The sequence below is a fragment of the Anaerotignum sp. genome (assembly GCF_031981185.1).
GTDB lineage: Bacteria > Bacillota > Clostridia > Lachnospirales > Anaerotignaceae > Chakrabartyella.
In genome coordinates this window covers 51,089-74,883 of the sequence record NZ_DALYUL010000010.1, presented here as the reverse complement: position 1 = coordinate 74,883, position 23,795 = coordinate 51,089, and the positions used below count along the sequence as shown (strand labels likewise).

Genomic DNA, 23,795 nt, shown 5'->3' with positions numbered 1-23,795 from the left:
AAGAAAAGAGAAGCAAAAAAATAATTTGTAAAGGAGAATAGAACATGGGATTAAAAACACCTCTATATCATGCGCACATAAATGCAAAGGGCAGAATGGTTGAGTTTGCAGGATTTACTCTTCCCGTTCAGTATTCCGGCGTCATTGGGGAACATATGGCAGTTCGTACCAGAGCCGGTCTTTTCGATGTATCCCATATGGGAGAGATACAATGCACAGGCAAGGATTCCCTTGCCAATCTTCAGTATATGCTTACAAATGATTTTTCGAATATGGCTGATGGTCAGGCAAGATATAGCCCAATGTGCAATGAAAAAGGCGGTACGGTGGATGATTTGATTGTCTATAAAAGAGAAGAAAATAATTATTTTATTGTAGTCAATGCCTCAAATAAGGATAAGGATTTCCAATGGATGCTTGAACATCAATTTGGAGATGTGACGTTTACAGATATTTCGGATAAGATTGCCCAAATAGCCCTCCAGGGACCAAAAGCGATGGAAATTTTAGGGAAAGTTACAGAGAGCAAAAGCATTCCTGAAAAATATTATACGGCTGTGTTTGATGGAAATATCTCTGGTATCGATTGTATTATTTCAAGAACGGGATATACAGGGGAGGACGGTGTTGAAATCTATCTTGATGGGGAAGATGCAGAAAAACTATGGAATCTGTTATTGGAAGCGGGCAAGGAGGAAGGGTTGATCCCTTGCGGACTAGGTGCCCGAGATACACTCCGTCTGGAGGCGGCAATGCCCCTTTATGGACACGAGCTTAACAGCGATACATCACCTCTAGAATGTGGGCTTCGTTTTGCAGTTAAGATGGCAAAAGATGACTTTATCGGAAAAACTGCCATGTTACATAATGAAGAAAACAAGAGAGTGCGTGTAGGCCTTAAGGGAATCGGCAGAGGTATTATACGAGAAAATGCCGCTGTTTATTTGGAAGACAAAATAATCGGTCAAACAACATCAGGAACTCATTTTCCATTTTTAGGCTATTCCGGTGCCATTGCGCTACTAAATACAAATTGTGCCACTGGAACAAATGTGGATGTTATGACGAGAAATGGAAAAATAAAAGCGGAGATTGTTGCGCTCCCTTTTTATAAGAGAACAAATTAATTATTTAAGGAGGAGAAAAAATGAAGATTTTAAACGATTTATTTTATTCCAAATTTCATGAGTGGATTAAATTTGATGGGGAAAGTGCAGTAGTGGGGCTGACGGATTATGCCCAGTCAGCGTTAGGAGATATTGTTTTTGTCAATCTGCCTGAAGTCGGAGATGAGGTTGATGTTGATGGCTCCTTTGCAGATGTAGAGTCTGTAAAGGCAGTATCTGATATTTATACTCCTGTGGGTGGTAGGGTAAGAGCAATTAATGAAGAACTTTTGGACGCGCCTGAAAAAATAAACCAAGATGCTTACGGGGCGTGGTTGGTGAAGTTTGAGAACATTACTGAAAAAGGTGAGCTTTTGAGTGCTGATGAATATAAGGCATATATCGAAAGCATCCAAGAAGAAGAGTAAAATTGGGGGCGAAATAATGGGAAGCTATGTTCCTACAACAGATTTAGAAAGACGTGAAATGCTGTCGGCATTCGGCTTGCATTCTGAAAAAGAGCTTTTTGAAGACATCCCCCATCAGGTAAGACTGAAAGAGGAACTTTGCTTACCCAAGGGCATGTCCGAATTGGAATTACGAAGAAACATGATGGGTCTTGCAAATAAGAATAAAGTTTTTTCCTCTGTTTTCAGAGGGGCGGGGGCATATAAGCATTTTATTCCTGCGATTGTGAAAAGTGTGATATCTAAAGAGAGCCTTTTGACGGCATATACACCCTATCAACCTGAAATCAGTCAGGGAATTTTGCACTCAATCTTCGAATATCAAACCATGATTTGTGAGTTGACGGGGATGGATGCATCGAATGCATCGGTGTACGACGGAGCAACGGCGGCCGCTGAGAGCATTATGATGTGTCAAGAAAGAAAACGGTCTAAGGCCTTTATTTCAAAAACGGTAAATCCATTTGTTTTGGAAACCGTTCAGACATATTGTTCTGGAAAGAATATAGAGTTAATCATTGTTCCGGAAAAAGATGGCGTAACGGATCTTTCTTTTATTGAGAACAAAATTGATTCCACTACTGCATGCGTGTATATCCAACAGCCGAATTTTTATGGCAGCTTTGAAGATGGAGAAAAAATCGGAGAACTGGTTCATGGTGTGGGCGCAAAATATATTATGGGTGTTAACCCCATTTCCCTTGGAATTGCAAAAACCCCCAGAGAATATGGTGCAGATATTGCCGTGGGAGAGGGGCAACCTTTGGGGATACCCTTAAGTTTTGGAGGTCCGTATCTGGGATTTATGGCAACAGTGGATGCCATGAAAAGAAAGCTTCCTGGTAGGATTGTTGGACAGACAAAGGATTCCAATGGGAAAATAGGATATGTGCTAACATTGCAGGCCAGAGAGCAACACATCAGAAGGGAGAAATCATCCAGCAATATTTGCTCTAATGAGGCATTATGTGCCCTTGCGGCAGGGGCTTATCTTTCTGCTATGGGAAAGAAAGGACTTCGAGAAGTGGCAGTTCAGAGTATGTCAAAGGCAGATTATCTGGCGGAAAGGCTTAGCGAATTAGGATATAAGCTAATCAATAAAGTGGAGTTTTTCAACGAGTTTGTGACGGAATCCCCAAAACCTGTCAGTGAGGTAATGAGCCTTCTGGAGTCCAAAGGAATATTAGGAGGATATCCATTGAGGGGAGAAAACGAAGGGAAAATTTTATGGTGCTGTACGGAAATGAACAGTAAGGATGATATAGATCAATTAATTCTTATATTGCAGGAGGTGTGAAAGATGCTGGTTTTTGAAAAAAGCAGAGAAGGACGGGAAATAAGCCTTTTGCCTACATGTGATGTGCCAGAAGTATTACCATCCCCACAATTTCAAAGAAAAATTCCATTACAGTTGCCAGAGATATCTGAAAATGATTTGAACAGGCATTACAGTGAACTTGGGGAGAAAGCATATGGTGTGAATCATGGGGCTTATCCACTTGGTTCATGTACCATGAAGTATAATCCAAAAATAAATGAAGAAATGGGTGGTTTGATTGGTTTTACAGAAGTTCATCCGTTGCAGAGCCAGGATACTGTGCAAGGCTGTCTTGAAGTGTTGAATATGTTGGAGATATACCTCAGCGAAATAACCGGTATGACTCATTTTACCATGCAACCTGCGGCAGGTGCCCAAGGGGAGTTAACGGGGCTTTTGATGATTCGGGCATATCACCAAAAACGTGGTGATAAAAATAGAACAAAAATAATAATTCCCGATTCTGCCCATGGAACAAATCCTGCGAGCGCCACAATGGCGGGCTTTGAAACGATAACGGTTCCATCTAATAAAGACGGCGGTGTAGATGTTGAAAAACTGAAAGAAGTTGTGGGAAGCGATACCGCAGGGCTTATGCTGACAAATCCCAATACCTTGGGTTTGTTTGATAAAAACATTTTGGAGATTACCAATATCATTCATGACTGCGGAGGAATCAATTACTATGATGGCGCCAATCTAAATGCAGTTATGGGAATAACACGACCTGGGGATATGGGGTTTGATGTGATCCATGTGAATTTGCATAAGACTTTTTCCACTCCCCACGGTGGCGGTGGCCCAGGAAGCGGCCCTGTTGGCTGCAAGGAATTTCTCGGAGAATTTTTGCCATCGGTGCGTAGTGAAGAAAAAGATGGGAAATTCCGCTTCATAAAAGCAAAAAACTCTATTGGAGAAATGAAAAGCTTTTATGGCAATTTTCTGGTAGTGGTAAGAGCCCTTGCTTATCTTATGACACTGGGAAAAGAAGGGATTTTGCAGGCAAGTGAAAATGCGGTGATCAATGCCAATTATATGTTTTATAAGCTGAAGGATTTGTATCCCCCCGCTTATGATAGAACCTGTATGCACGAGTTTGTTTTAAGTGCGGAAAAGCTGAAAAAGGAAACTGGTGTGTCTGCGCTGGATATTGCAAAGGCTATGATTGACAAAGGAATTCATCCTCCCACCATGTATTTCCCCTTAATTGTCCATGAAGCCTTGATGTTTGAACCTACAGAAACGGAATCAAAGGAGACCATGGACAATATGGTTCAAATTTTGAGGGATTTATATGAAGAAGCCTATACAAGCCCCGAAATATTGTGTAAAGCGCCTATTTCAACTCCTGTTGCAAGGTTAAACGAGGTTGAGGCAGCAAGAAATCCTATACTCAGGTATTGTCGGACCAAAGAATTAGGAGATATTTGAGATGGAGATTCGAAGGATAATGGAGCTTTGAGACCAAAAATAAGTTCACGTTACATAAAAAAGGCAGTTTCATAATAGACTGCTTTTGTTCAAAAATCATATCAGCATTTATGAATGATAAGGGGTTGAATGCATATGGAAAAAACATTTGATTTGATTGTAATTGGAGCTGGCCCCGGTGGTTATGTTGCTGCAATTAAAGCTGCAAAGCTTGGTCTTAGTACAGCGGTAATCGAATATAGGGAGGTGGGTGGAACCTGCTTAAACAGAGGATGTATCCCCACTAAGGCTATGCTTCATGCGGCCGATTTGTACAAAGAAATCAAAGAGTCTGAAAGATTTGGGATTTTTGCAGAAAAGGTCTCCTTTGATTATTCAAAAATCGTGGAATACAAAGAAGAAACCTGCTCAAAACTTCGAGAAGGAATTTTAAGTCTTCTGAAAGCCAACGGTGTGGCAATGATAACGGGAAAAGCTATACTTGAAAAGGATAAAACAATCACTGTATTTCATAATAATGAGGTGAAAACCTATCGAGCCCACAGCATTATATTGGCTACTGGCGCTGTTCCATCCAAGATTCCGGTAAAAGGATGTCAGCTTGATGGAGTATTAAACAGCGAGGACTTGTTTCTTCTTAAGGAAGTTCCCAAAAGCCTTGTCATTGTGGGTGGTGGTGTTATTGGTGTGGAAATGGCGAAAGTATTTAGCTCTTTGCATACAAAGATAACCATGATTGAAGCGGCGCCAAGGTTGATTTCTAATTTTGATAAAGAAATAGCCCAGAGCTTAAAAATGACGTTGAAAAAACAGGGAGTTGAAGTTTACACATCCTCTCTTATGAAAAATATTGAAAAAGAGAAAGATGGCTTCTTATGCTCTTTTGAGGAGAATGGCGAAAACAAGGAGGTTTCAGCTCAATATGTGCTCTTTGCTGTGGGACGTGAGCCAAATACCCATGGTCTATTCGGTGAAGGTGTAACAATTGAAATGGCAGGAAAAAAGGTTGCTGTTGATGATGGCTTTGAAACAAGCCTAAAGGGAGTATATGCAATCGGAGATTTATCTAGTGATATACAACTGGCACACAATGCAATAGCCCAGGGGATTCAGCTTGCCCATAGGTTGGGTGGTGGCAATACAACTGAAGATTTGAGTGTGATTCCCAGTTGTATTTATACAAACCCCGAAATAGCATCCGTAGGAATTACGGAGGAGGAGGCAAAGAAGAAGGAAATTTCGGTGAAAGTGGGGAAATTTATTATGGGTGGAAACAGTAAAACCCTGATATCTAAAGATGAGAGAGGATTTATAAAAGTCATTACCCATGGAGAAAGCGGCATTATCTTAGGTGCACAGCTGATGTGCGCAAGAGCAACGGATATGGTAGGGGAGTTTGTAACGGCAATTACCAATAAACTTACAGTGGATGATATGCTTAAGACAGTAAGACCCCATCCAACATATAATGAGGCTATAACGGAAGCATTGGAGGAGGTAGAGGGCCAAGGAATTCATGTATTGCCAAAAAGAAAACGATAATAAGATGCAACAAAAAGATGATACTTAGAAAGAGTGACAAGAAGGTAGATTACAATTCTTGCCACTCTTTTTTATTATGTAGAAATAGGAAAGTTAGAATTGTCCAACCTTACATTTACTGAAAAGATATGTTTTTATTAAAATAGTGCATCACAAAATCAATAAATGTTTTTGTGGCAGGAGAAGCATTCTTGTAGGATTTTATTCCAATTCCCAGAATCCTTTGATAAGAAGGAGCCAGGGGAAGTATTTGTAAATGCTCTTTTCTCTGTTCGACAATTAAACGTGGAAGAATACTGAATCCTAGATGATGTTCAACCATGGACATTATGGTAAAGTCTTCTCTGGAGGAGCAAAGTATGCAGGGTGAAACATTTTGTTCCTCTAATAATTTCTGTATATTTTCTTCGATACTTGGGTCAAACAAGATAAAAGGTTTCCCGTTAAAGTTGCTAATAGGATAAGATTCAAGAGTCATGTCTAATGGATAATCTTTCGGAAAGATTGCCACATAGTCATCTTTTTGTATAGGTATAAAATCAATATTATGGCTTGGTGAATAATTATAAAAAGAGAAATCTACATCTCGATTGGTTACCCAAGAGTACAGTTCTTCAATCCCCCCTTCTTTAATCAAAATTTGTATTTGTGGATGTTCTTTATGATATGCCTCTAATATATTAGGCAGCCAATGAATGGCAATGCTTGAAAATGTGCCAATATTTATCGTCCCAAATTCTATTCCTTTGATATCATTTATAATTTGTTCTAGCTGATCATGGGTAGTAAGTAGTTCTCTGACCTTAGGAATCAGTTCATGACCGACTGCTGTCAAATGAACACCATATCTATCTCTTGTAAACAGCTTTAATCCCAATTCTTCTTCAAGTCGTTTCATAGTATGGCTCACACTAGATTGCGTATATTTTGTTAAATTAGCAGCGTAAGAAATATTTTCGTGCTCTGCTACAATGTTAAATAATTTATAAGTATTGAGATCCATGAATACACACCTTTCTAAAAGAGGTTGACCTAATCGATAAAGTCATAACACTAGGATATAAATTTAGAATGAGGTCTTACTTAGTGATAACCATTAAACGAATGTATAGATTCCCCTAGCTAGTTCATCTAATGAGTAAAGGCATACAAGTTAAAACAAATTGTTTTCAAGTATTAAAACGTTTTGATGTCGCATTATCATATGAATAATCAGTAGGGCTCATATTTTGCATAAATAATGTTTTGTGCGTTTATTGGAACTTACGCAAGTTACCCTTAGTAGTATCTGTGCTTCCACAAATAAAGGTAATAATTATGCAACCGCCAATGCAATTTTCTTTTTATTTCATAGTCAGGGTGCAGCATGTCTTGATTTCATCAATCAAGGATTATGCTGTACCCTTTTTTTTACGTCGCTTACATTTTCTTTCGAAGTTTTTATGTACATTAGCGGTTACAAACATGAAAGCCCTTTATCAAGTGAAAAAATATACCTCCTATAGTCGTTATCAATTTTTTTGGCTTTTGGTTATTAGAAAATTAAGATTTGTTTCAAGAAATCGTCTTTGATTTCTTTTCTATGATGCAGTAATCAGTGGTATTTTTTCCTAAGTGTTATACATCGTGTATGTTTTTTTATCCAATACTCTTCCGGATAGAGGTGGAAATTTTTTTCGTTAGGCGTATGAGGTCATAGATGCTAATCATTGCAACATCCTGAAATGCTAGTTATATTTTACCAAATAATGCCTGTGTATTTCAATCGGGTCAAGTATGAATGTTTGTACTAACTGAATGAAAGATGATTCGTTATACAAAAAACAGTTTTATAAATATACTCTAAATATACGTGAATAGCTTTTCAGACGCAAAGGGAAAAGCATATCATATTTCGACTTTTTAATGCAAAAAGTGAGGGAGAGATGAAAATGGAAGGGGTATACACATATCCGCTGAAACAGCATATTGGTGGTCCATCAAAACCGATTGTGCAAAAGGGAGATAGAGTTTTGCGGGGTGAGATGATTGCTGAGGCTGCGGAAAATCAACTGGCAGCAAATATTTTTACTAGCGTATCAGGAGTAGTTGAAGAGGTTACTGAACAGCTAATTCGCATTATTGCCTATGAAACACAATCAAAAGAATTTGTAAAGCTCACGTCAAATACTCCTTTGGATTTGATTCGAGAATCAGGTCTAGTTGGACTTGGTGGAGCGGGTTTTCCTACATATGCAAAGCTGCAAAAGCCATTTGCCAATGGCGGAACGGTTATTGTTAACGCTGCTGAGTGCGAGCCGATTTTAGATCATAACATGCGCCGCATTGCCACTGAAGCAGATAAGTTAATTAAGGGACTCAAAATTGTAATGGAAGTGGTCAATGCAAACAAGGGCGTTATTGCAATTAAGGAAATTCACACAGAAGAGATTGAGGACTTAAAAGCGTCAATCAGCGAATCGAATATTGCAGTTGCAACCCTTCCAAACATGTATCCCATGGGAGAAGAACGAGCAATTGTGCGGGAGGTACTAGGCGTACTTCTAGAGGTAGATCAGCTTCCTTTGGCTGCGAATTGCATTGTTATAAATGCGGAAACAGTAATGCGCATTCGAGAGGCAGTGGAAGATAAAAAACCACTCATAGACAAAGATATGACTGTTGGGGGTAAGTTGAAGGGAGCATTAATGCAGGTCATGCTGGATGTGCCCCTTGGTATGTCAGTCGGGGAAGTTTTTAAGGAAGCCGGTGGAATCGGTTCGGAATACGGAGAAATTATTATGGGTGGCCCATTTACTGGGAAGAGAGTAAACATGGAAGATCCCACAATCAAAACAACAGGGGGTCTGATCTCAACAGAGGAATTCTGGAAAGGGCCTGAAAAAATAGGACTCTTGGTTTGTGCATGTGGTGGGAACAAAGAGCGATTGGAAGAAATTGCGGAATGCATGGGTTCAAGGGTAGTAGGTATAGAGTACTGTAAACAAGCAATGGAGATTAAAAACGGAACGCGAAAGTGTGAAAACCCGGGAAGATGTCCAGGCCAGGTTCAAAAAGTATTGAAACTAAAAAAAGATGGGGCACAAGCTCTGCTGATTAGTAATTGTACAGATTGTTCCAATACGGTTATGTCATGTGCGCCACAGTTGAAATTACCTGTTTATCATTGCACAGACGGGGCCTTGCGAGCGGTGAACATGAAATTGGTACGGAAAATAAAGACATAAGCTAAGATTTTGGGTTGGAGTTTGATTGAAAGAATAAACAGTGATACTTTACAACTCAATGAAAGAGTTGAAAGGATAAAACAAAATAAAAAGGGGTGTGATAACAAATGTCAATTACACAGGAAACATTAAAACATCATTTAAAAGATCCGGCAATCTTTTGTTGTCGTAGGGAGAAGGGAGCGGTAATTGGAGCGGCAGATTTGGAGGATCCAGGGCTGTTCGAGGATATGATTGATGCAGGATTGCTCACATTAAGTGATCATGCACTTACCATTGAGCAGGTTTTGGGAAGCACATTATTAACGGATGTAGAGGCTCTGACACCCATTACCAAGGATGTATTGGATAAGATAAATCAGGTTGAAACAGTGCCTACGCCTACAGCAACAGTGAAAGATGAAAAGACTACGGAACGGACAATGACATCAAGTACATATGTAGGAGGAACTGATATGATTCATGTAAATATTGATAAGTTAGAAGGTTTGTCTCTGGATATTCCTGTTGGTGTAGCACTTGCAGGTGGGATGCAAGTACCTGCACCCGTAGCAGTTCAAGAGAATAAGGGTGAGAAGCATGTAATCAGAAAACTAATCAAGAAACATATCAAGATTGTTGATGCAGAGATTGGAAAAACAACATCAATTAAAAATGGAAAGATCACAATTGACGGGGCTATCGTAAAAAAAGCGGCAGCAGAAGATCCTTTATGCGTTAGCCTGACACTTGATGTAATTAGACCAGAGCAACGTCACATTTATACAGAAACAATTATGGATGTGTGCCCTATTGCAACAAAGATTGAAGGAGAGTTGGGAGAAGGCATTACAAAAGTGGCAGACGGCGTGGTATTTATGCTTACAGGTGTTGACGAAGATGGCGTTCAAGTTCATGAATTTGGTTCCTCAGAAGGATTTCTTGATGAAAAGATGTACTATGGCCATCCGGGTTGTGCAGATGAGAATGATATTATCATCCGTTGTCATGCAGTTATTAAGAGACTTTCAGGTATGACCAGACCGGGGCCATTTGCCGCTCATAAATGCCAGGATTATATCATTCAAGCCATTCGGGATGAATTAAAGAAATATGATGGTGAAGTTTTAAGAGAAGAAGTTTGCGAAGATGTAAGAAGAAAAGGGAATCCTCGTGTGGTTCTTGTAAAAGAAATTATGGGGCAGGGGGCTATGCATGATAACGTACTGTGCCCCATGGAACCTTGTGGCGTTCAAGGTGGGCAAAAGAATGTTGATTGCGGCAATGTTCCCATTATCTTAACACCAAACCAAGTAAGAGATGGATCTATTCATGCACTTACTTGCATTGGGCCAGCAACAAAAGAGATGACACGTCATTATATTCGTGAACCTTTGGTAGAAGGCTTAGCGATGGATGAAGAATTGGATTTAATCGGCGTAGTTTGCATTGGCTCACCCCAGGTTAATGATGAAAAGTTATGGGTATCCGAGAGGCTGGGATCATTATTGGAAGGCCTTGATATTGATGGATGCATTATCACGACGGAAGGCTTCGGTAATAACCATATTGATTTTATTCAGCATATTGGTCAAGCGGGCAAGCGTGGAATTCCCGTAGTAGGCGTATCCTTCTGTGCATATCAAGGGCAGTTAGTTGTGGGCAATGAGTATGCTACAGCTATGGTTGAAGAAAATATGGATATGGGCGGATTTGAAAACAACGTTGCTGGTTGCTCCTGTGTAACAAAAGAAGTAGCAGTACGGGCGATTCAGATGCTTAAGAATAAAATGGCAGGGGTTGAGGTTCTTCAGGCTCCAAAGAAATGGAACAACGATGTTATTAATAAGAATAACAAGTTATTGGGGCTTCCAGAAACACAATTACTCGATAATGGGACTTTACACTAATGGGTGGCGCTACATATCAAATCAATCCTGTATTGATGGGTGGATTGGTGAAAGAGGTAACAGATGATTTAGTCAAAATTCATTTGCATGGGCGACTTGGTGTATTGGAAATTCCCCAAAGCATGATTGTAGGAGAAACAGAAATCGAGACTGGTCACGAACTACAATTTTATTTTAGCTATATCAAAGTTGTTGAGGATTTATTTGAGTATGACTATTCGGATTTAAATACAAACCACTGCATTAGACCATGTTTTATAAATGGAAAACTGATAGAGGTAAATGATACTGCAGGAAAAGTTGAGATGGCAAATGGATTTGGAACAGTAGCCGTTCCTCGCCGTTGGTTTTTTACACCCCTTTTTCTGCAAGTTGGGCAGGATGTTGAATTCTATCTCAGCTGTATGGACGTGATTGGAAAAAGAGAAATTCCCGTATCATTTATTTAGCAAAGTCGCTTATAACATACAAAATATTGAAAAAGTTATAACAGGAGGAGAATTTCATGAAATTAACAACACTTGAAGGAATGCAATCCGAAATCTTTGTTCCGGTGACACCAAAACCGATTTTTAGTGAATTGAAGAAGCCAATCAATGAGTGCAAAGTTGCATTTATTACTGCAGGTGGAATTCACAAGAAAAGTCAGACACCATTTAACACCTCTGGAGACTTCTCATATCGTACCATTGAATTTGATACACCATCTTCAGAATTAATGGTAACCCATGGCGGGTTTGACAATTCAGATATTAACAAGGATGTAAATGCAATGTTTCCCATTGATCGTCTTCATGAATTATTAAAAGAAGGCTTTATCGGATCACTTCCCAAAGAGACATACACTTTCATGGGCGGTGGCGGAAATGTTGAAAAATTTAGTAATGAAACTGGTCCCGAAATTGCTAAAAAATTAGCGGCCCAAGGCGTTGATATTGTTGTTTGCACAGGTGGCTGTGGAACCTGCCATCGTTCAGCTACTATTATTACCCGTTGTTGCGAAGCAGAGGGAATGAGTTGTGTTGTTATTGCCGCACTTCCCCCTATCGCACGTCAGCAGGGGGCACCACGAATTACGGCGCCTCATGTGCCCATTGGTTCCAATGCAGGAGCACCTAACAATATTCCAATGCAGACAGCGATTTTGAAGGAGTCCTTGGAATGGGTAAGGGACTGCCCAAGCTACAACGGCTTAAAAGTGCTCCCTTATGAATACAGACATAACGTATAACGATTGCGTTTGAATGGATGAATAGAGTACGGATGGAAATTTGTACTCTATTCATATATCAGAGGAAGTACAAGGGGATGTGTTATGGGACTAGGACCAAGTACAAAAATGACCACGCTGCATCACTTTCGTTGCCCAATCACAAAACAGTTACGTCAGGATAAGGAACTGGATTTTTGCGGAGTCATTGTTAATGGTGTTTCCGAGGGCTATGACGATAAGGTGTTCACAGCACAAAGAACCGGTGATATTGCCAGTTGTATTGGGGCTGATGGAGCAATTGTAGCAATAGATGGATGGGGAAATCATCATATAGATTTTGTAAATGTGATTGAACAGCTAGGAATCAGGGGGATTCCTTCAGTTGGAATGAGCTACATAGGGCAGCAGGGGCGATTGGTGTGTACCAATCAATTTGTAGAAACCATTGTTGACTTCAACAAGAATGCATCTGGTTACGAATCCTGTATTCTAGGGGACAACAATCTGAATGGGTATGATGCAATTAAGGCAGTTGCTTTGCTAAAGCGCAAGATGGAAAAGATGGGCAAACTTCGTAGAAATATGGTAATAGAAGAGAAAAGAGTAAGGCGGTTAATGCGGAAGAATTACCCCATACAAGAGATTCGATTTGGCAGAAAAACCGATATCTCTGGAGGCGTTTTGACAATCAGAAAAGACATTGTAGAAAACTTGGTAGACTCAGAAAGCCCAATAAACGAGATGGATATCCGAATAATTAAACCTAGTGAGCATCATCAGTTTATTCATTCAAATTTGGATTTCATGCCTCTAGCTTGTAAGGCAAGCGGAAATCTAGGGGATGGAGAAACAAGGTTTTTAACGGGTGTAACGGCTATGCTGACGGGAGTAGAGGATGTAAGTGGTTTTCAGCCATCTAATATTGGATCTTCGGAAGGGTTTATGGACCATTGTATTCGGTATAATCAGGCGGGCACACCGAATGAAAATGATATTATTATTCACATGGATTTTTTGTTTCAAAATGGAGAGGGGCGCACAGCTAGGGGAATTCGAGAGGCTCATCGACTGGCAGATCAAGCACTGGAAGAGATAAGGCAACAGATAGGCTATATAGAAGATATGTCTTATGTCACCGATGAATTCTTCGATGTGATTAGACCAAATGCCAGCAGAGTGATTTTGGTAAAAATCGTTTCCGGCCTTGGCAATATGTATGATACTGCAGTGTTTCCCGATCAACCCGGTGGATATATAGGTGCCAGAAATCTCATTGATATGAGGAACATTCCTGTGGTAATTACACCAAATCAATGTTTGGATGGTGCCATTCATTCTCTGATTTAGTAGTTTGCTTTGTTTTTGTAGAACGAGGGTGTATTACATTTCCATTTGAAAAAGATTTTAGGTGGCAAACCATTTGTTGAAAGATGTAGAACAAATAGTAAAAAGAAGAGATAGCAGCTTTTTTTAACTTAGAATAAGAGAGGAAGAAGAGAGCGTATGAAGGCCATAAGAACAATTCATGCAATTGATTCCCACACCATGGGCGAACCTACAAGGATTGTGGTAGGTGGAGTTCCGGTGATACCGGGAAATACTATGTCGGAAAAAAAGGCATATTTAGATGAAAATTTGGATTATTTACGCACAAGTATTATGCATGAACCAAGAGGCCACAAAGATATGTTTGGCTCAATTATTACCCAACCCACATCTGCAGAAGCAGATTTAGGCATCATCTTTATGGATGCAGGGGGATATCTCAATATGTGCGGCCATGGTTCAATCGGTGCGGCAACAGTAGCTGTTGAAACGGGCATGGTACCCATTGAAGAGCCCTATACCTATGTAACCCTTGAAGCGCCGGCTGGCTTGATTAAAGCAAAGGTGAGAGTGGAAAATGGAAGAGCTCAAGAAACAACAATTACAAATGTTCCATCGTTTTTATATAAAGAGAATGTAGAAATTGATGTTCCTCAAATTGGGAAAGTCATGGTAGATATCTCTTTTGGGGGAAGCTTCTTCATTCTTGTGAAAGCAGAGGATGTAAATATCGAAATAAGTCCATCAAATGCTCATAAAATCTGCACCTTGGGTATGTCGATTCTAGATGTTGTAAATAAAACCATTGAAATACAACACCCAACACTGGCTCATATTCATTCCGCAGATTTGGTTGAATTTTATGGACCTGCAAAAAGCGAGGGAGCCTCTCTACAAAATGTTGTTGTCTTTGGAGATGGACAGTTTGATCGATCACCATGTGGAACAGGAACCAGTGCAAAAATTGCAACGCTGTATAGCAAAGGACGCATTGGAATCAATGAAGAATTTGTATACGAAAGCATCACTGGAACCATGTTTCGGGCAAGAATCGTTGGAGAAACACAAGTGGGGGATTTTAAAGCGGTGATTCCTGAGATTAGTGGTAAAGCTTTTATAACGGGTATTAACGAGTTTTTAATTGACCCTGATGATCCTTTAAAATATGGGTTTGTGGTGGATTGATGTTGGTTTTTGTTGTGGAAAGCTGGAGGGGAAGCCCTATTAAACATTGAGGGAGGAAAAAAACGTGCTGCAAATTGTTCTGGGACTGCTCTTTGTTATTACATTGTACTTTACAGTAGTCTTTATTAAAGATTATGTAAGAGTAAAAAAGGCAGGGGAACTTGAAAAAACAAACTTTTTTGCTCTTGGCGCTGTTGGGTTTGTTACAAATTTCTTTGATACTTTAGGAATAGGAAGTTTTGCACCAACAACAGCATTATTTAAGTTTTTTCATTTGTCAAAGGATAAAAATTTACCAGGAACTTTAAATGTATCAATGACAATACCAGTTGTGCTTGAAGCGTTTATTTTTTTAACGGTTATTCAAGTTGAGGCGGTTACCCTGTTTAGTATGCTTGGTGCTGCAGCGTTCGGTGCTGTGCTTGGTGCAGGGGTTGTTTCGAAACTGGATGAGAAAAAGGTTCAGATTGGTATGGGAGTTGCACTTTTGATTGTCGCAGTAATTATGTTGTTTAGTCAAGCAGGCATTTTTCCTGTTGGAGGAGAAGCAATTGGTCTTACAGGGGTAAAATTAATCATCGGCATTGTTGCCAACTTTATATTAGGTGCACTTATGACTTTGGGCATCGGATTATATGCACCTTGCATGGCCCTTGTATATGCCCTAGGCCTTAGTCCTAAAGTTGCTTTTCCCATTATGATGGGATCTTGTGCGTTTCTTATGCCGGCAGCAGCTACAAAATTTGTGAAAGAAGGTGCTTATGATAAAAAGGCATCCTTTGCCATCACAATATTTGGTGCAATTGGTGTACTGGTGGCAGCATACATTGTGAAGTCCATGCCATTGAATACACTGAAATGGCTAGTAATCGTGGTAATTCTTTACACATCATTCATTATGTTTCGGTCTGCCACGAAGAAACCGGAAATTCAGGAGGATATAGCAACAAATGAGGAGCTATAAAATTCTTCATTTGAAACGTGGGAACAAGGAATGAGGAAATTTATTTAGTATAATCCCACAAAAAATACATACCCGAAATTGATTTCCAAATTTTTTTTGTAAACTCAAATAATAACTAAAAAATATAGTTATTTTGGGCAAGACCCTTTTTGGTTCTTGCTCATGTTTGCATTCCGAAACCCCTTTTTTGAGAAAGTTATTGTAAAAAAAATTGGAGTTTCTACCATAATATATAGGTCTATCGATCGGTCTTCTGTGATGCGTTTTGGAATCATTGGGGACTTTTTATTATGCAATGAAAATGCAAAGATTACGATTTAATGAATTTTGGTATGTAGAATATATTCTTTTATGGGAACTTCCTATTTTCTGATTTGCAACCCGTTCTATGTTAGGGCTTTCATAGTCGATAACAAGCTTGGCATTTTATTAAGAATAATAAAGGCAAAGGACAGAATCAATAAAATTGACGCTGCCCTTTAGTAATTACCTATATATTTTTAAACGGATAAATTTGTGTTTAAACAAAATTGGTCAAACAAAATTTAGGGATTCTTTTTTATAAAGACTTTTCACAAGCTACTGTTAAGTCTGCAGGTAATGGTTTCCAATAACGAGACCCACTTGGTTCTCGACATAATAACCCGTTATCAACAAGCTCTCGCCTTAGAATGAAATAATCGGAAAAAGTATGCCATTCATCGCAAATACAATTTACCTCTTTTTCAGTATAATCGCGATTAACTTCAAATTTCTCTGCCAGATAGCTTAAAACTTCAATTCTATAAGTTTTTTTCTCCGGCAGTTGTTTGATTTTTCCCGATTCATCAAGAAACCTGCTGATGATATTTTTTTGTTCCAAATTTATAAACCTCCTTCCTTCAATTTATCAGTCCATATTTCTAAAAGAATATTAATATCTTCTGAAAATTCACTTTCTGTTTGCAGTTCCTTTTTTTTCAGTTCCTCTAAAATTTCATGGGAAAAGGAGGACTTCCCAAATTGATTCCATGCTTCTGCCATACATGGCTCGGGACTTGAGTCCATGGATAAAGAAAATAGAAAGCGATTTTTCGAGCCTTGTAAATCTGTTGTTGCTCTAACCCAAAATGCACCACTTCCATTACACAGAATCCGGTATACTCCTCCAACGAGTACTCTGTTTTTATATTGCTCTTTCAAAGCTTTTTTAGAAAGCTTATCCATTTGTTTCACCATCCTTATGATTTATGTTAATTGCTGGGTAAAGAGATCTCATGGCTTTTCATATAACTTTAATAACTCCCGAACATCAATGTCTAGGATATTTGAAAGCTTTAGAATGAGGCAGATATCTGGCTTACCCAATCCGCACTCCCATTTTGAGATTGCTTTATCGCTGATTTCTATTTTGTCAGCAAGCTGTTTTTGCGTCATTTTCTGTTCTAAGCGTGCCTTGCGAATGATAGAGCCAATTTGTTTGTTTTGCATGATTTCCCCTCCATAAACCAATTGTAACCCATTAAAACTTATTTTTAAATAAACGCTCCGTAGAGTTCTTGCGGTATCATATTATTTGTCATGGTTTTTCTTTTGATAAATATAAATATATGAAAACAAAATCCGAATAAAAATCTTAATCTAATGAGAAATATTATAAATTGTGGTAAAATAAGTATATTAATCTAAGAGAATAGCACGAGAAAATAGATTTTACGATTGAGGAGAAGAGGAGTACATTATGAAACGAACTTTAATGGGTATATGCTGTTTGATTTTAGGTTTTATTCTAGTGGCTTGCTAATAGCTCAAGCAGCATCTATAGTCATTTTACAGCGATGGAGGAAAATGATGAATATAAATTATCGGGAAAGTGTCATGTAGCGAACACTTTAAATATTGTATATATTTCTGCGTTAGAGGATACTAACGTGGATTTATCCGGCGAATTAAAGGGAATATCTGATGATGTTAAGATTGTTTATATAAATTCGAATAATGAGGAGACAGTCGTAGCTGACAGCAATAAAGTTGAGCAAAAGGGCAACTTGCAGCTGAATACAACCTTAAACTTGGAGAAAGGAGATAGCCGTCTTGAATTTAGAGGAAAGAAATGCACTTTTAAATTTCACCTATTGTTTTCCAACATAGATAAAAATAAAATTGAGTATTTCGGCGCTGAAAGAGAAGATGATGAGTTAGACGATGAAATTTTTGATGATGACGATATGGAGAGTCTTGATTTTGACGACAAAGATATATTAAATAATGATGATAATGAATTGTTGGATGAGACTACTATATCTTTCACAGATAAAGATGACAGTGGTAGTATCATAAATATATCTCTTGATAGAAATACGAAAATCAGGGTATTGGTTGATGCTAGTGTCAATAATATAGATAATAAACATACTTTATCCTTTAACGGTTTTGGTCTGGCGTATAAAACAGAAGATGATGATACAATCAAGGTTTTAAAATATAAGACAAATGAATTTGCTATGGGTGGTTATAAATGGATGAATAGCTTTGCTCAAGAAATTGATTTACCAAAGGGGACGAATGAATTAGTTTTTGATAGCTACGGAGGTAAAAACTATGAGATTACTTTAAATATTCAAGTCTTTGCAGTTGATGATATTGCGTGAGTATGACGAAACTGTGCTGAAAGCATAACTTAACGCAAACCTCATCTAATAAAAGTAAGGAGATACGTAGTCCGCATAAGACAACGTATCTCCTTTTTAAAGGTTTATTTGAAACTCAAGATGCTCAAGACTTTTTGAAAACGATTGAGTAGTAGTTAAAGTCGCCTTTTTTGAATTACAATAATTCTTTATAACTTTTTATGTATTTATCAGCATAAGTGCAAATTTCTCTTCTGTCTTCTTCGGTGACGGGATCAGCAATGGCATAAACGGTAAACCCACCTTTTTTCGCACCCTGCACAGCGTATAGGGCGTCCTCGAAAACGATGGTGTTTTCCAAAGAACCTCCTAATTTCTCCATGGCAATACGAAATACATCAGGCTCGCTTTTATAGTGTCCGGTCTCACTACACGTTAAAATAAACTTAAAATATTTTAAAAGATCAAGACGCTCTAAAGCAGGATGAATATAACTTGCCTCTGACGCAGTTAAAACGCACATTTTAGTTCCATTCTCCAGTTCTCTATCTAAAAAGTCTCTAGCATAAGGTTTTAAAGGAATTGTATTCTTATAAGCATCCTCTATATAATGAATAACCTCTTGAATGATTTCTTCCTGACTATGGGTTACGCCTAAATGAGAACGAAAGTATTCTGCCGTCTGGCCGAGTGTTTGCGCTTTTACTATGCTATGTAAATTTTCGGGGATGGGTAAACCATGTTTTAATAAGAAATTCCGCCCTGTATCTTTCCAAACGGGCATAGAATCAATTAAAGTTCCGTCTAGATCAAAAATAATACTTTTCATAATTTCTCCTTTGTTATTTGAATTTATCGGTTTTTTCAGCAATAGTCATTACACCACTGGGGCTATGAAAAATTTTCACATAAGACTTGGTGGAGGGAGCTCCAAGTTCCAAAGGGATTTCTTGACAGCGCTTTATGATAGACATTAGGGTTTCAAAATCACCCTCTACAGTGGTTTCAAATGGGCCAACCATATAATTGCAGCCAGTGGACTCGATGTATTCAATAACTTGATCCACAATGGCGCAGATTTTATTTATATCTGTGATATCGGGTAATACCTGAATGGCAATGCTTGTAGTATACATTTCATTCCTCCTTTTCGAGCAGTTTACCATTTTTCATTTAAAAACTCAAGAAATGATGGGGACTTTTTGTTAAGAAGCAATATATTTATTGGCAAGTTTTTGTTATAATCTAATCTAGAACTACTAGGTAGAAAATTAAGCATATAAGGAGATTTGTCATGGAATACCGTATTGAAAAAGACTCTATGGGCGAAGTTAAGGTTCCTGTGGGCGTGTACTGGGGGGCGCAAACCCAAAGGAGTTTTGAAAATTTTAAAATCAGCACCGAAAAAATCCCAATGGAAATTATCTATGCTTTTGCAATTTTAAAAAAAGCAGTAGCCCAAGCAAACAACCGTTTAGGCAAGCTGGATCATAAAAAGTGTGCATTGATTGGTCAAGTCTGTGATGAAATTTTGGCAGGAAAACTTGACGATCAATTTCCATTGGCTGTGTGGCAAACGGGCAGTGGTACGCAGTCTAATATGAATGCCAATCGTGGGAATGAGATTGCGGGGGAGAAACTTTTGCATCCCAATGATCACGTGAATATGTCTCAAAGTTCAAATGATACCTTCCCAACGGCCATGCATATTGCAGCAGCCTTGGAAACGAAAAAACAGCTTCTTCCTGCCATTGAGAGGATGATTTCTGAGTTGGAACGCTTAGAGGCAGAAAATAATGGAATTGTAAAAACAGGAAGAACCCATTTGCAGGATGCCACACCCATTACCTTTTCTCAAGAAATCAGCGGTTGGCGAAACATGCTGGAAAAAACAAAGACCATGATTGAAGTTAGCCTTGCAGGAGTGCAGGAGTTGGCTTTAGGTGGAACAGCAGTAGGAACGGGCTTGAATGCACCTAAAGGCTTTGCCGAGGCGGCGGCGGAAGAAGTATCTGGCTTGACTGGTACACATTTTATTACTGCAGAAAATAAGTTTCATGCTTTAACTGCAAAGGATGAGTTGGTATTTGCCCATGGTGCACTAAAAGCGCTAGCGGCAAATTTAATGAAAATCGCCAATGACGTGCGTTGGCTCTCGAGTGGCCCTCGCTGCGGGCTGGGAGAAATTTTTATTCCTGAAAATGAGCCGGGAAGTTCCATTATGCCTGGAAAGGTGAATCCAACCCAATGTGAGGCGCTTACCATGGTAGCAGTTCAAGTAATGGCCAATGATACAGCCATTGGTATTTGCGCATCCCAAGGGAATTTTGAGCTGAATGTTTATATGCCTGTATGTATTTATAATTTTTTGCAGTCTGTTCGACTTTTGGCAGATGGATTGGAATCTTTCCGCGTGCATTGTGTTTCAGGTATTCAGGCGAATAAAGAAAAGATGAATGAAAATCTTCATCGCTCACTGATGTTAGTTACTTGTTTAAATCCTTATATAGGATATGAAAATGCTGCGAAAACAGCAAAGAAAGCTTACAATGAAAATATCTCTTTAAGGGAGGCTTGTATTGCCCTTGGATTTTTGACAGAAGAAAAATTTGATGAGGTTTTCTGTCCGGAAAGTATGGTTTAGTCAATTTAGAAAAAAGTACACCATTAGACATAACCAAATGAAACCTTGTTCATTTTTAATAAGAAACAAAAACTTAAGAAAAAATTGTTTTAATTTAAGTAAATCTTAAAACAAAATCCTTCAAACTGATGTAAAATTATGTTATCCGGTTTGAAGGATTTTTTTAATCGAATTTAAATTTAAGAGGAAAGTTCTATTAAAAATGAAATTTTAATAGAACTGATATATTGGTTGATATCAACATAAGAAAAAAACTGTTTTTCACTTAAAAATTTCACATTAACTGCATTTTTTTCTAAATTAAAATGGTTATATATTTATCAAATAAAATGTAACCGATGATTGCAATTTTACAAATATTGTTATTTATAACCATGCAATAATTGTGTATAAGCTACAATTTTGATTAAAAGTAGTGTATACACAAATAAATACATAGTCAATGTGTATATAAAAGTCTCATATTTCTATACATAATTTTCCAGCTTAAAGTATGTAATATTTATACAACAATGTTATAATGATATCATGGGTAAGTTATTAAGAGCTGAAATGCCCTACGAAATGAATGGAACCGGGGGTGTGATAACGCAAATTTTCAAGTGTTTGATTCAGAAATTTTAGAGGAACGTAATGAAAAGGGGGAATACTTAACGTGAAGATTATAGTACACAACAAAAAGGCATTATCTATGGCGTTAGCTGCGGCTTTGGCAATTGCGCCAGTAAACGCCTTCGCTGCTTCAAATGACATTCGTGGTCATTGGGCGGAGAGAACAATCACACAGTGGCAGGATAAAGGTTTGATTGGTGGCTACCAAGATGGTACCTTTAAGCCAGATAAGCCTGCAACAAGAGCTGAATTTGCTCGTATTATGAACCAAGCATTGGGCTTGAATCATAAAGGAAACGTATCTTTTTCCGATGTTTCCAGCAGTGATTGGTTTTACAATGACGTAGCCATTGCAATGGGAGAGCAGTATACAGCGGGTTATCCCGATGGTACTTTTAAACCCAATGAAATCATAACCAGAGCACAGGCTGCAGTATTCATTGCAAAAGCCCTTGGTGCATCAGGTGGTTCATTGGCATCCTTTAAAGACGCATCCAGTATTCCTGCATGGGCACAGGGTGCAGTTGGCGGAATTGTTGAAAAGGGTTATATGAGCGGCTATCCTGATGGAACATTCAGACCAAATGCTGTTTTAACCAGAGCAGAAGCCGTTTCTACCTTAAATAGAATCATGGGTGAAACCCCTGTAAAAGAAGAAACAAAGAAAGTAGAGAAAGACGTTGTAATTGATCAGAGCGGTACAAAGCTGAAAGATCAGACTATTGAAGGAAACTTAACCATTTCTGATAAAGTTGGCAGTGGTAAAGTTACTTTAAGCAATGTCGAAATTAAGGGTGATTTGATTATCCAAGGTGGCGGAGAAAACTCCGTTTACTTAGACAACACAACTGTTGAAGGTAAGACAGTTATGGATAAAAAGAATGTTCGTCTTGAGCTTTCCGGAAAAACAAAGCTTCCTAATGTAGAAATTAAAAAAGCATGTAACCTAACTACTAGCAATTTCTCCGGAGAAGTAAAAAGAATGAGCATTACATCTTCCATTTCTGATAAAACAACAATTGGTGTGGCAGCAGAGAAACTGTATGTTGAAAGCAAAGCAGATCTCTATATTACAAAAGACATTGACCAAGTAGTTGTTGAAAAAGATGCTGCCGGAACAAAAATTGAGGTGGGCAGCAATAGTAAAGTATCAACCCTTACGGCAGATGGAAAAATTTCATTGAACGGTAAAGGTAAGGTTTCCACATTGGAAGCTAATGTTGATGGTATTACATATGCTTCAGACATTACAATTACCAAAACAGAAACAGCCAAGGGTGTTGATAAACCTGAAAAAACAAACAAAAACGGAACTGGTGGTGGGTCATCTTCTGATTCTTCCTCTTCTAGTAAAAAGAGCGTAAGTGCAATTGCGGTTACTGGTACTGCTGTAGTAGGCGCAAAACTAACTGCAACGCCAACACCATCAGCAGCTACTGGTACTTATCGGTGGCAAAAATGCGATACAGTTAATGGAACATACACAAATATTACAGGTGCGACAGCAAGCACATATACAATTGCTACTGGCGATGAAGGTAAGTATTTAAGAGTTGTTTTCTCAGCTTCAGGTAAATATAAGGGAACACGAACCAGTACAGCAACAGCTAAGATTGTAGCTGACACAACAGCACCTGTAGTTAGCCCTGGTGTTGCGAACAGAACAAGTGACACAGCAGCAACAGTGAAGTTTACATCAAACGAAGCTGGTAAGTATTACACAGCAGTAGTGGATAAAGATGCACCAGCACCTACGATTAATACAACAGGAGTTGGAACAGCCTGCACTACAGCAGAAACAACAGTAAGTGTGGCTTTGACAGCAGGAGATAAAGACGTATACGTAGTTGTTAAGGATGCGGCAGGCAATGTAAGCACTCCAGTGAAAATTGCAGTTGCAGCATATGTAGCACCAAAAGAAATCACAGGATTTACAGCATTAACGAAAGTAACACTTGATGCAGATGAACATTTAGTTAACTTGGCAGCATTAAAAGCAAGTGGTAAACTTCCAACAACAGTAACAGTAACTGATGGAACAACACCGGTTGATGCAACAATTACAGACTGGACAGGGACATTTGATGGAACAGCAACAGGAGCAAAGACATTAACAGCGGTATGGACAATGCCAGATGGTTATGTTGATGCAGTAGCACCAATTAGCGTAACTATCGCAGTTGATGTTGATGTGGTTCAGACAGTAGCAGAAGCAGCAGGTTCCCTGACTGTAACAAACGCAGCAGCAGGAACATCTAATGG

General features: G+C 38.7%; 21 protein-coding genes. 15 read left to right on the top strand and 6 right to left on the bottom strand.

Features of this window, described 5'->3' with window-relative positions:
• Positions 1-44: 44 nt before the first annotated feature.
• The 5 genes from gcvT to lpdA all read left to right on the top strand — a co-directional run bounded on the left by gcvT (position 45) and on the right by lpdA (position 5,864).
• Positions 45-1,127, top strand: a complete 1,083-nt coding sequence (gene gcvT / locus RTK36_RS07515; protein ID WP_312045828.1) for a glycine cleavage system aminomethyltransferase GcvT — start codon at positions 45-47, stop codon at positions 1,125-1,127.
• A gap of 20 nt (positions 1,128-1,147) precedes the next feature.
• Positions 1,148-1,534, top strand: coding sequence for a glycine cleavage system protein GcvH (gene gcvH, locus RTK36_RS07510; RefSeq protein ID WP_312045826.1), 387 nt, complete (start codon positions 1,148-1,150; stop codon positions 1,532-1,534).
• Positions 1,535-1,550: 16 nt separating this feature from the next.
• Positions 1,551-2,870, top strand: a complete 1,320-nt coding sequence (gene gcvPA / locus RTK36_RS07505; RefSeq protein WP_312045824.1) for an aminomethyl-transferring glycine dehydrogenase subunit GcvPA — start codon at positions 1,551-1,553, stop codon at positions 2,868-2,870.
• Positions 2,871-2,873: 3 nt separating this feature from the next.
• A complete protein-coding gene (gcvPB, locus tag RTK36_RS07500) occupies positions 2,874-4,322 on the top strand; it encodes an aminomethyl-transferring glycine dehydrogenase subunit GcvPB (RefSeq protein ID WP_312045822.1) in 1,449 nt (482 codons plus the stop codon).
• 135 nt (positions 4,323-4,457) lie between these two features.
• Positions 4,458-5,864, top strand: coding sequence for a dihydrolipoyl dehydrogenase (lpdA, locus tag RTK36_RS07495; RefSeq protein WP_312045820.1), 1,407 nt, complete (start codon positions 4,458-4,460; stop codon positions 5,862-5,864).
• A gap of 115 nt (positions 5,865-5,979) precedes the next feature.
• On the opposite strand, the gene RTK36_RS07490 is transcribed toward lpdA, so the two are convergent.
• Positions 5,980-6,867: a LysR family transcriptional regulator gene (locus RTK36_RS07490; protein ID WP_312045818.1), complete on the bottom strand. Its 888-nt coding sequence runs from the start codon at positions 6,865-6,867 to the stop codon at positions 5,980-5,982.
• A 928-nt stretch (positions 6,868-7,795) separates the two neighbouring features.
• On the opposite strand from RTK36_RS07490, the gene prdC reads away from it, so the two are divergent.
• The 7 genes from prdC (at position 7,796) to RTK36_RS07455 (ending at position 15,668) form a co-directional block, all read left to right on the top strand.
• Entirely contained in the window at positions 7,796-9,091 is a 1,296-nt protein-coding gene (prdC, locus tag RTK36_RS07485) for a proline reductase-associated electron transfer protein PrdC (protein ID WP_312045816.1), read from the top strand.
• Between the two features lie 107 nt (positions 9,092-9,198).
• A complete protein-coding gene (gene prdA / locus RTK36_RS07480) occupies positions 9,199-10,980 on the top strand; it encodes a D-proline reductase (dithiol) proprotein PrdA (protein WP_312045814.1) in 1,782 nt (593 codons plus the stop codon).
• A complete protein-coding gene (locus tag RTK36_RS07475; protein ID WP_312045812.1) occupies positions 10,980-11,429 on the top strand; it encodes a CBO2463/CBO2479 domain-containing protein in 450 nt (149 codons plus the stop codon). Before prdA ends, RTK36_RS07475 begins: the two co-directional genes overlap by 1 nt.
• Positions 11,430-11,485: 56 nt before the next feature.
• Positions 11,486-12,211: a D-proline reductase (dithiol) protein PrdB gene (gene prdB, locus RTK36_RS07470; RefSeq protein ID WP_312045810.1), complete on the top strand. Its 726-nt coding sequence runs from the start codon at positions 11,486-11,488 to the stop codon at positions 12,209-12,211.
• 84 nt (positions 12,212-12,295) lie between these two features.
• Positions 12,296-13,540: a glycine/sarcosine/betaine reductase component B subunit gene (locus tag RTK36_RS07465; protein WP_312045808.1), complete on the top strand. Its 1,245-nt coding sequence runs from the start codon at positions 12,296-12,298 to the stop codon at positions 13,538-13,540.
• 156 nt (positions 13,541-13,696) lie between these two features.
• Entirely contained in the window at positions 13,697-14,704 is a 1,008-nt protein-coding gene (locus RTK36_RS07460; protein WP_312045806.1) for a proline racemase, read from the top strand.
• Positions 14,705-14,768: 64 nt separating this feature from the next.
• Complete coding sequence (locus tag RTK36_RS07455; RefSeq protein ID WP_312045804.1) at positions 14,769-15,668, top strand: sulfite exporter TauE/SafE family protein; 900 nt, start codon at positions 14,769-14,771, stop codon at positions 15,666-15,668.
• A gap of 559 nt (positions 15,669-16,227) precedes the next feature.
• Here RTK36_RS07455 and RTK36_RS07450 read toward each other — a convergent pair.
• Genes RTK36_RS07450 through RTK36_RS07440 form a run of 3 tightly spaced genes read right to left on the bottom strand, consistent with a single transcriptional unit; the run spans position 16,228 to position 17,138 of the window.
• Positions 16,228-16,530 carry a DUF2087 domain-containing protein gene (locus tag RTK36_RS07450; protein ID WP_312045802.1) on the bottom strand — a complete coding sequence of 101 codons (303 nt, stop codon included), beginning with the start codon at positions 16,528-16,530 and terminating at the stop codon, positions 16,228-16,230.
• 2 nt (positions 16,531-16,532) lie between these two features.
• Positions 16,533-16,874 carry a GIY-YIG nuclease family protein gene (locus RTK36_RS07445; RefSeq protein ID WP_312045800.1) on the bottom strand — a complete coding sequence of 114 codons (342 nt, stop codon included), beginning with the start codon at positions 16,872-16,874 and terminating at the stop codon, positions 16,533-16,535.
• Between the two features lie 48 nt (positions 16,875-16,922).
• Positions 16,923-17,138 (bottom strand): helix-turn-helix domain-containing protein, encoded by a 216-nt coding sequence (locus RTK36_RS07440; protein WP_312045798.1) that lies wholly within the window; start codon positions 17,136-17,138, stop codon positions 16,923-16,925.
• Between the two features lie 440 nt (positions 17,139-17,578).
• On the opposite strand from RTK36_RS07440, the gene RTK36_RS07435 reads away from it, so the two are divergent.
• Positions 17,579-18,298, top strand: a complete 720-nt coding sequence (locus RTK36_RS07435) for a hypothetical protein (protein ID WP_312045796.1) — start codon at positions 17,579-17,581, stop codon at positions 18,296-18,298.
• Positions 18,299-18,473: 175 nt separating this feature from the next.
• Here RTK36_RS07435 and RTK36_RS07430 read toward each other — a convergent pair whose 3' ends face one another.
• Entirely contained in the window at positions 18,474-19,106 is a 633-nt protein-coding gene (locus RTK36_RS07430; protein ID WP_312045794.1) for an HAD family hydrolase, read from the bottom strand.
• A gap of 13 nt (positions 19,107-19,119) precedes the next feature.
• Positions 19,120-19,413 carry a thiamine-binding protein gene (locus tag RTK36_RS07425; protein WP_312045792.1) on the bottom strand — a complete coding sequence of 98 codons (294 nt, stop codon included), beginning with the start codon at positions 19,411-19,413 and terminating at the stop codon, positions 19,120-19,122.
• A gap of 158 nt (positions 19,414-19,571) precedes the next feature.
• On the opposite strand from RTK36_RS07425, the gene fumC reads away from it, so the two are divergent.
• Entirely contained in the window at positions 19,572-20,921 is a 1,350-nt protein-coding gene (gene fumC, locus RTK36_RS07420) for a class II fumarate hydratase (protein WP_312045790.1), read from the top strand.
• A 655-nt stretch (positions 20,922-21,576) separates the two neighbouring features.
• Positions 21,577-23,795, top strand: a 2,219-nt coding sequence (locus RTK36_RS07415) for an S-layer homology domain-containing protein (RefSeq protein WP_312045788.1), incomplete at its 3' end; no start/stop codon positions are given.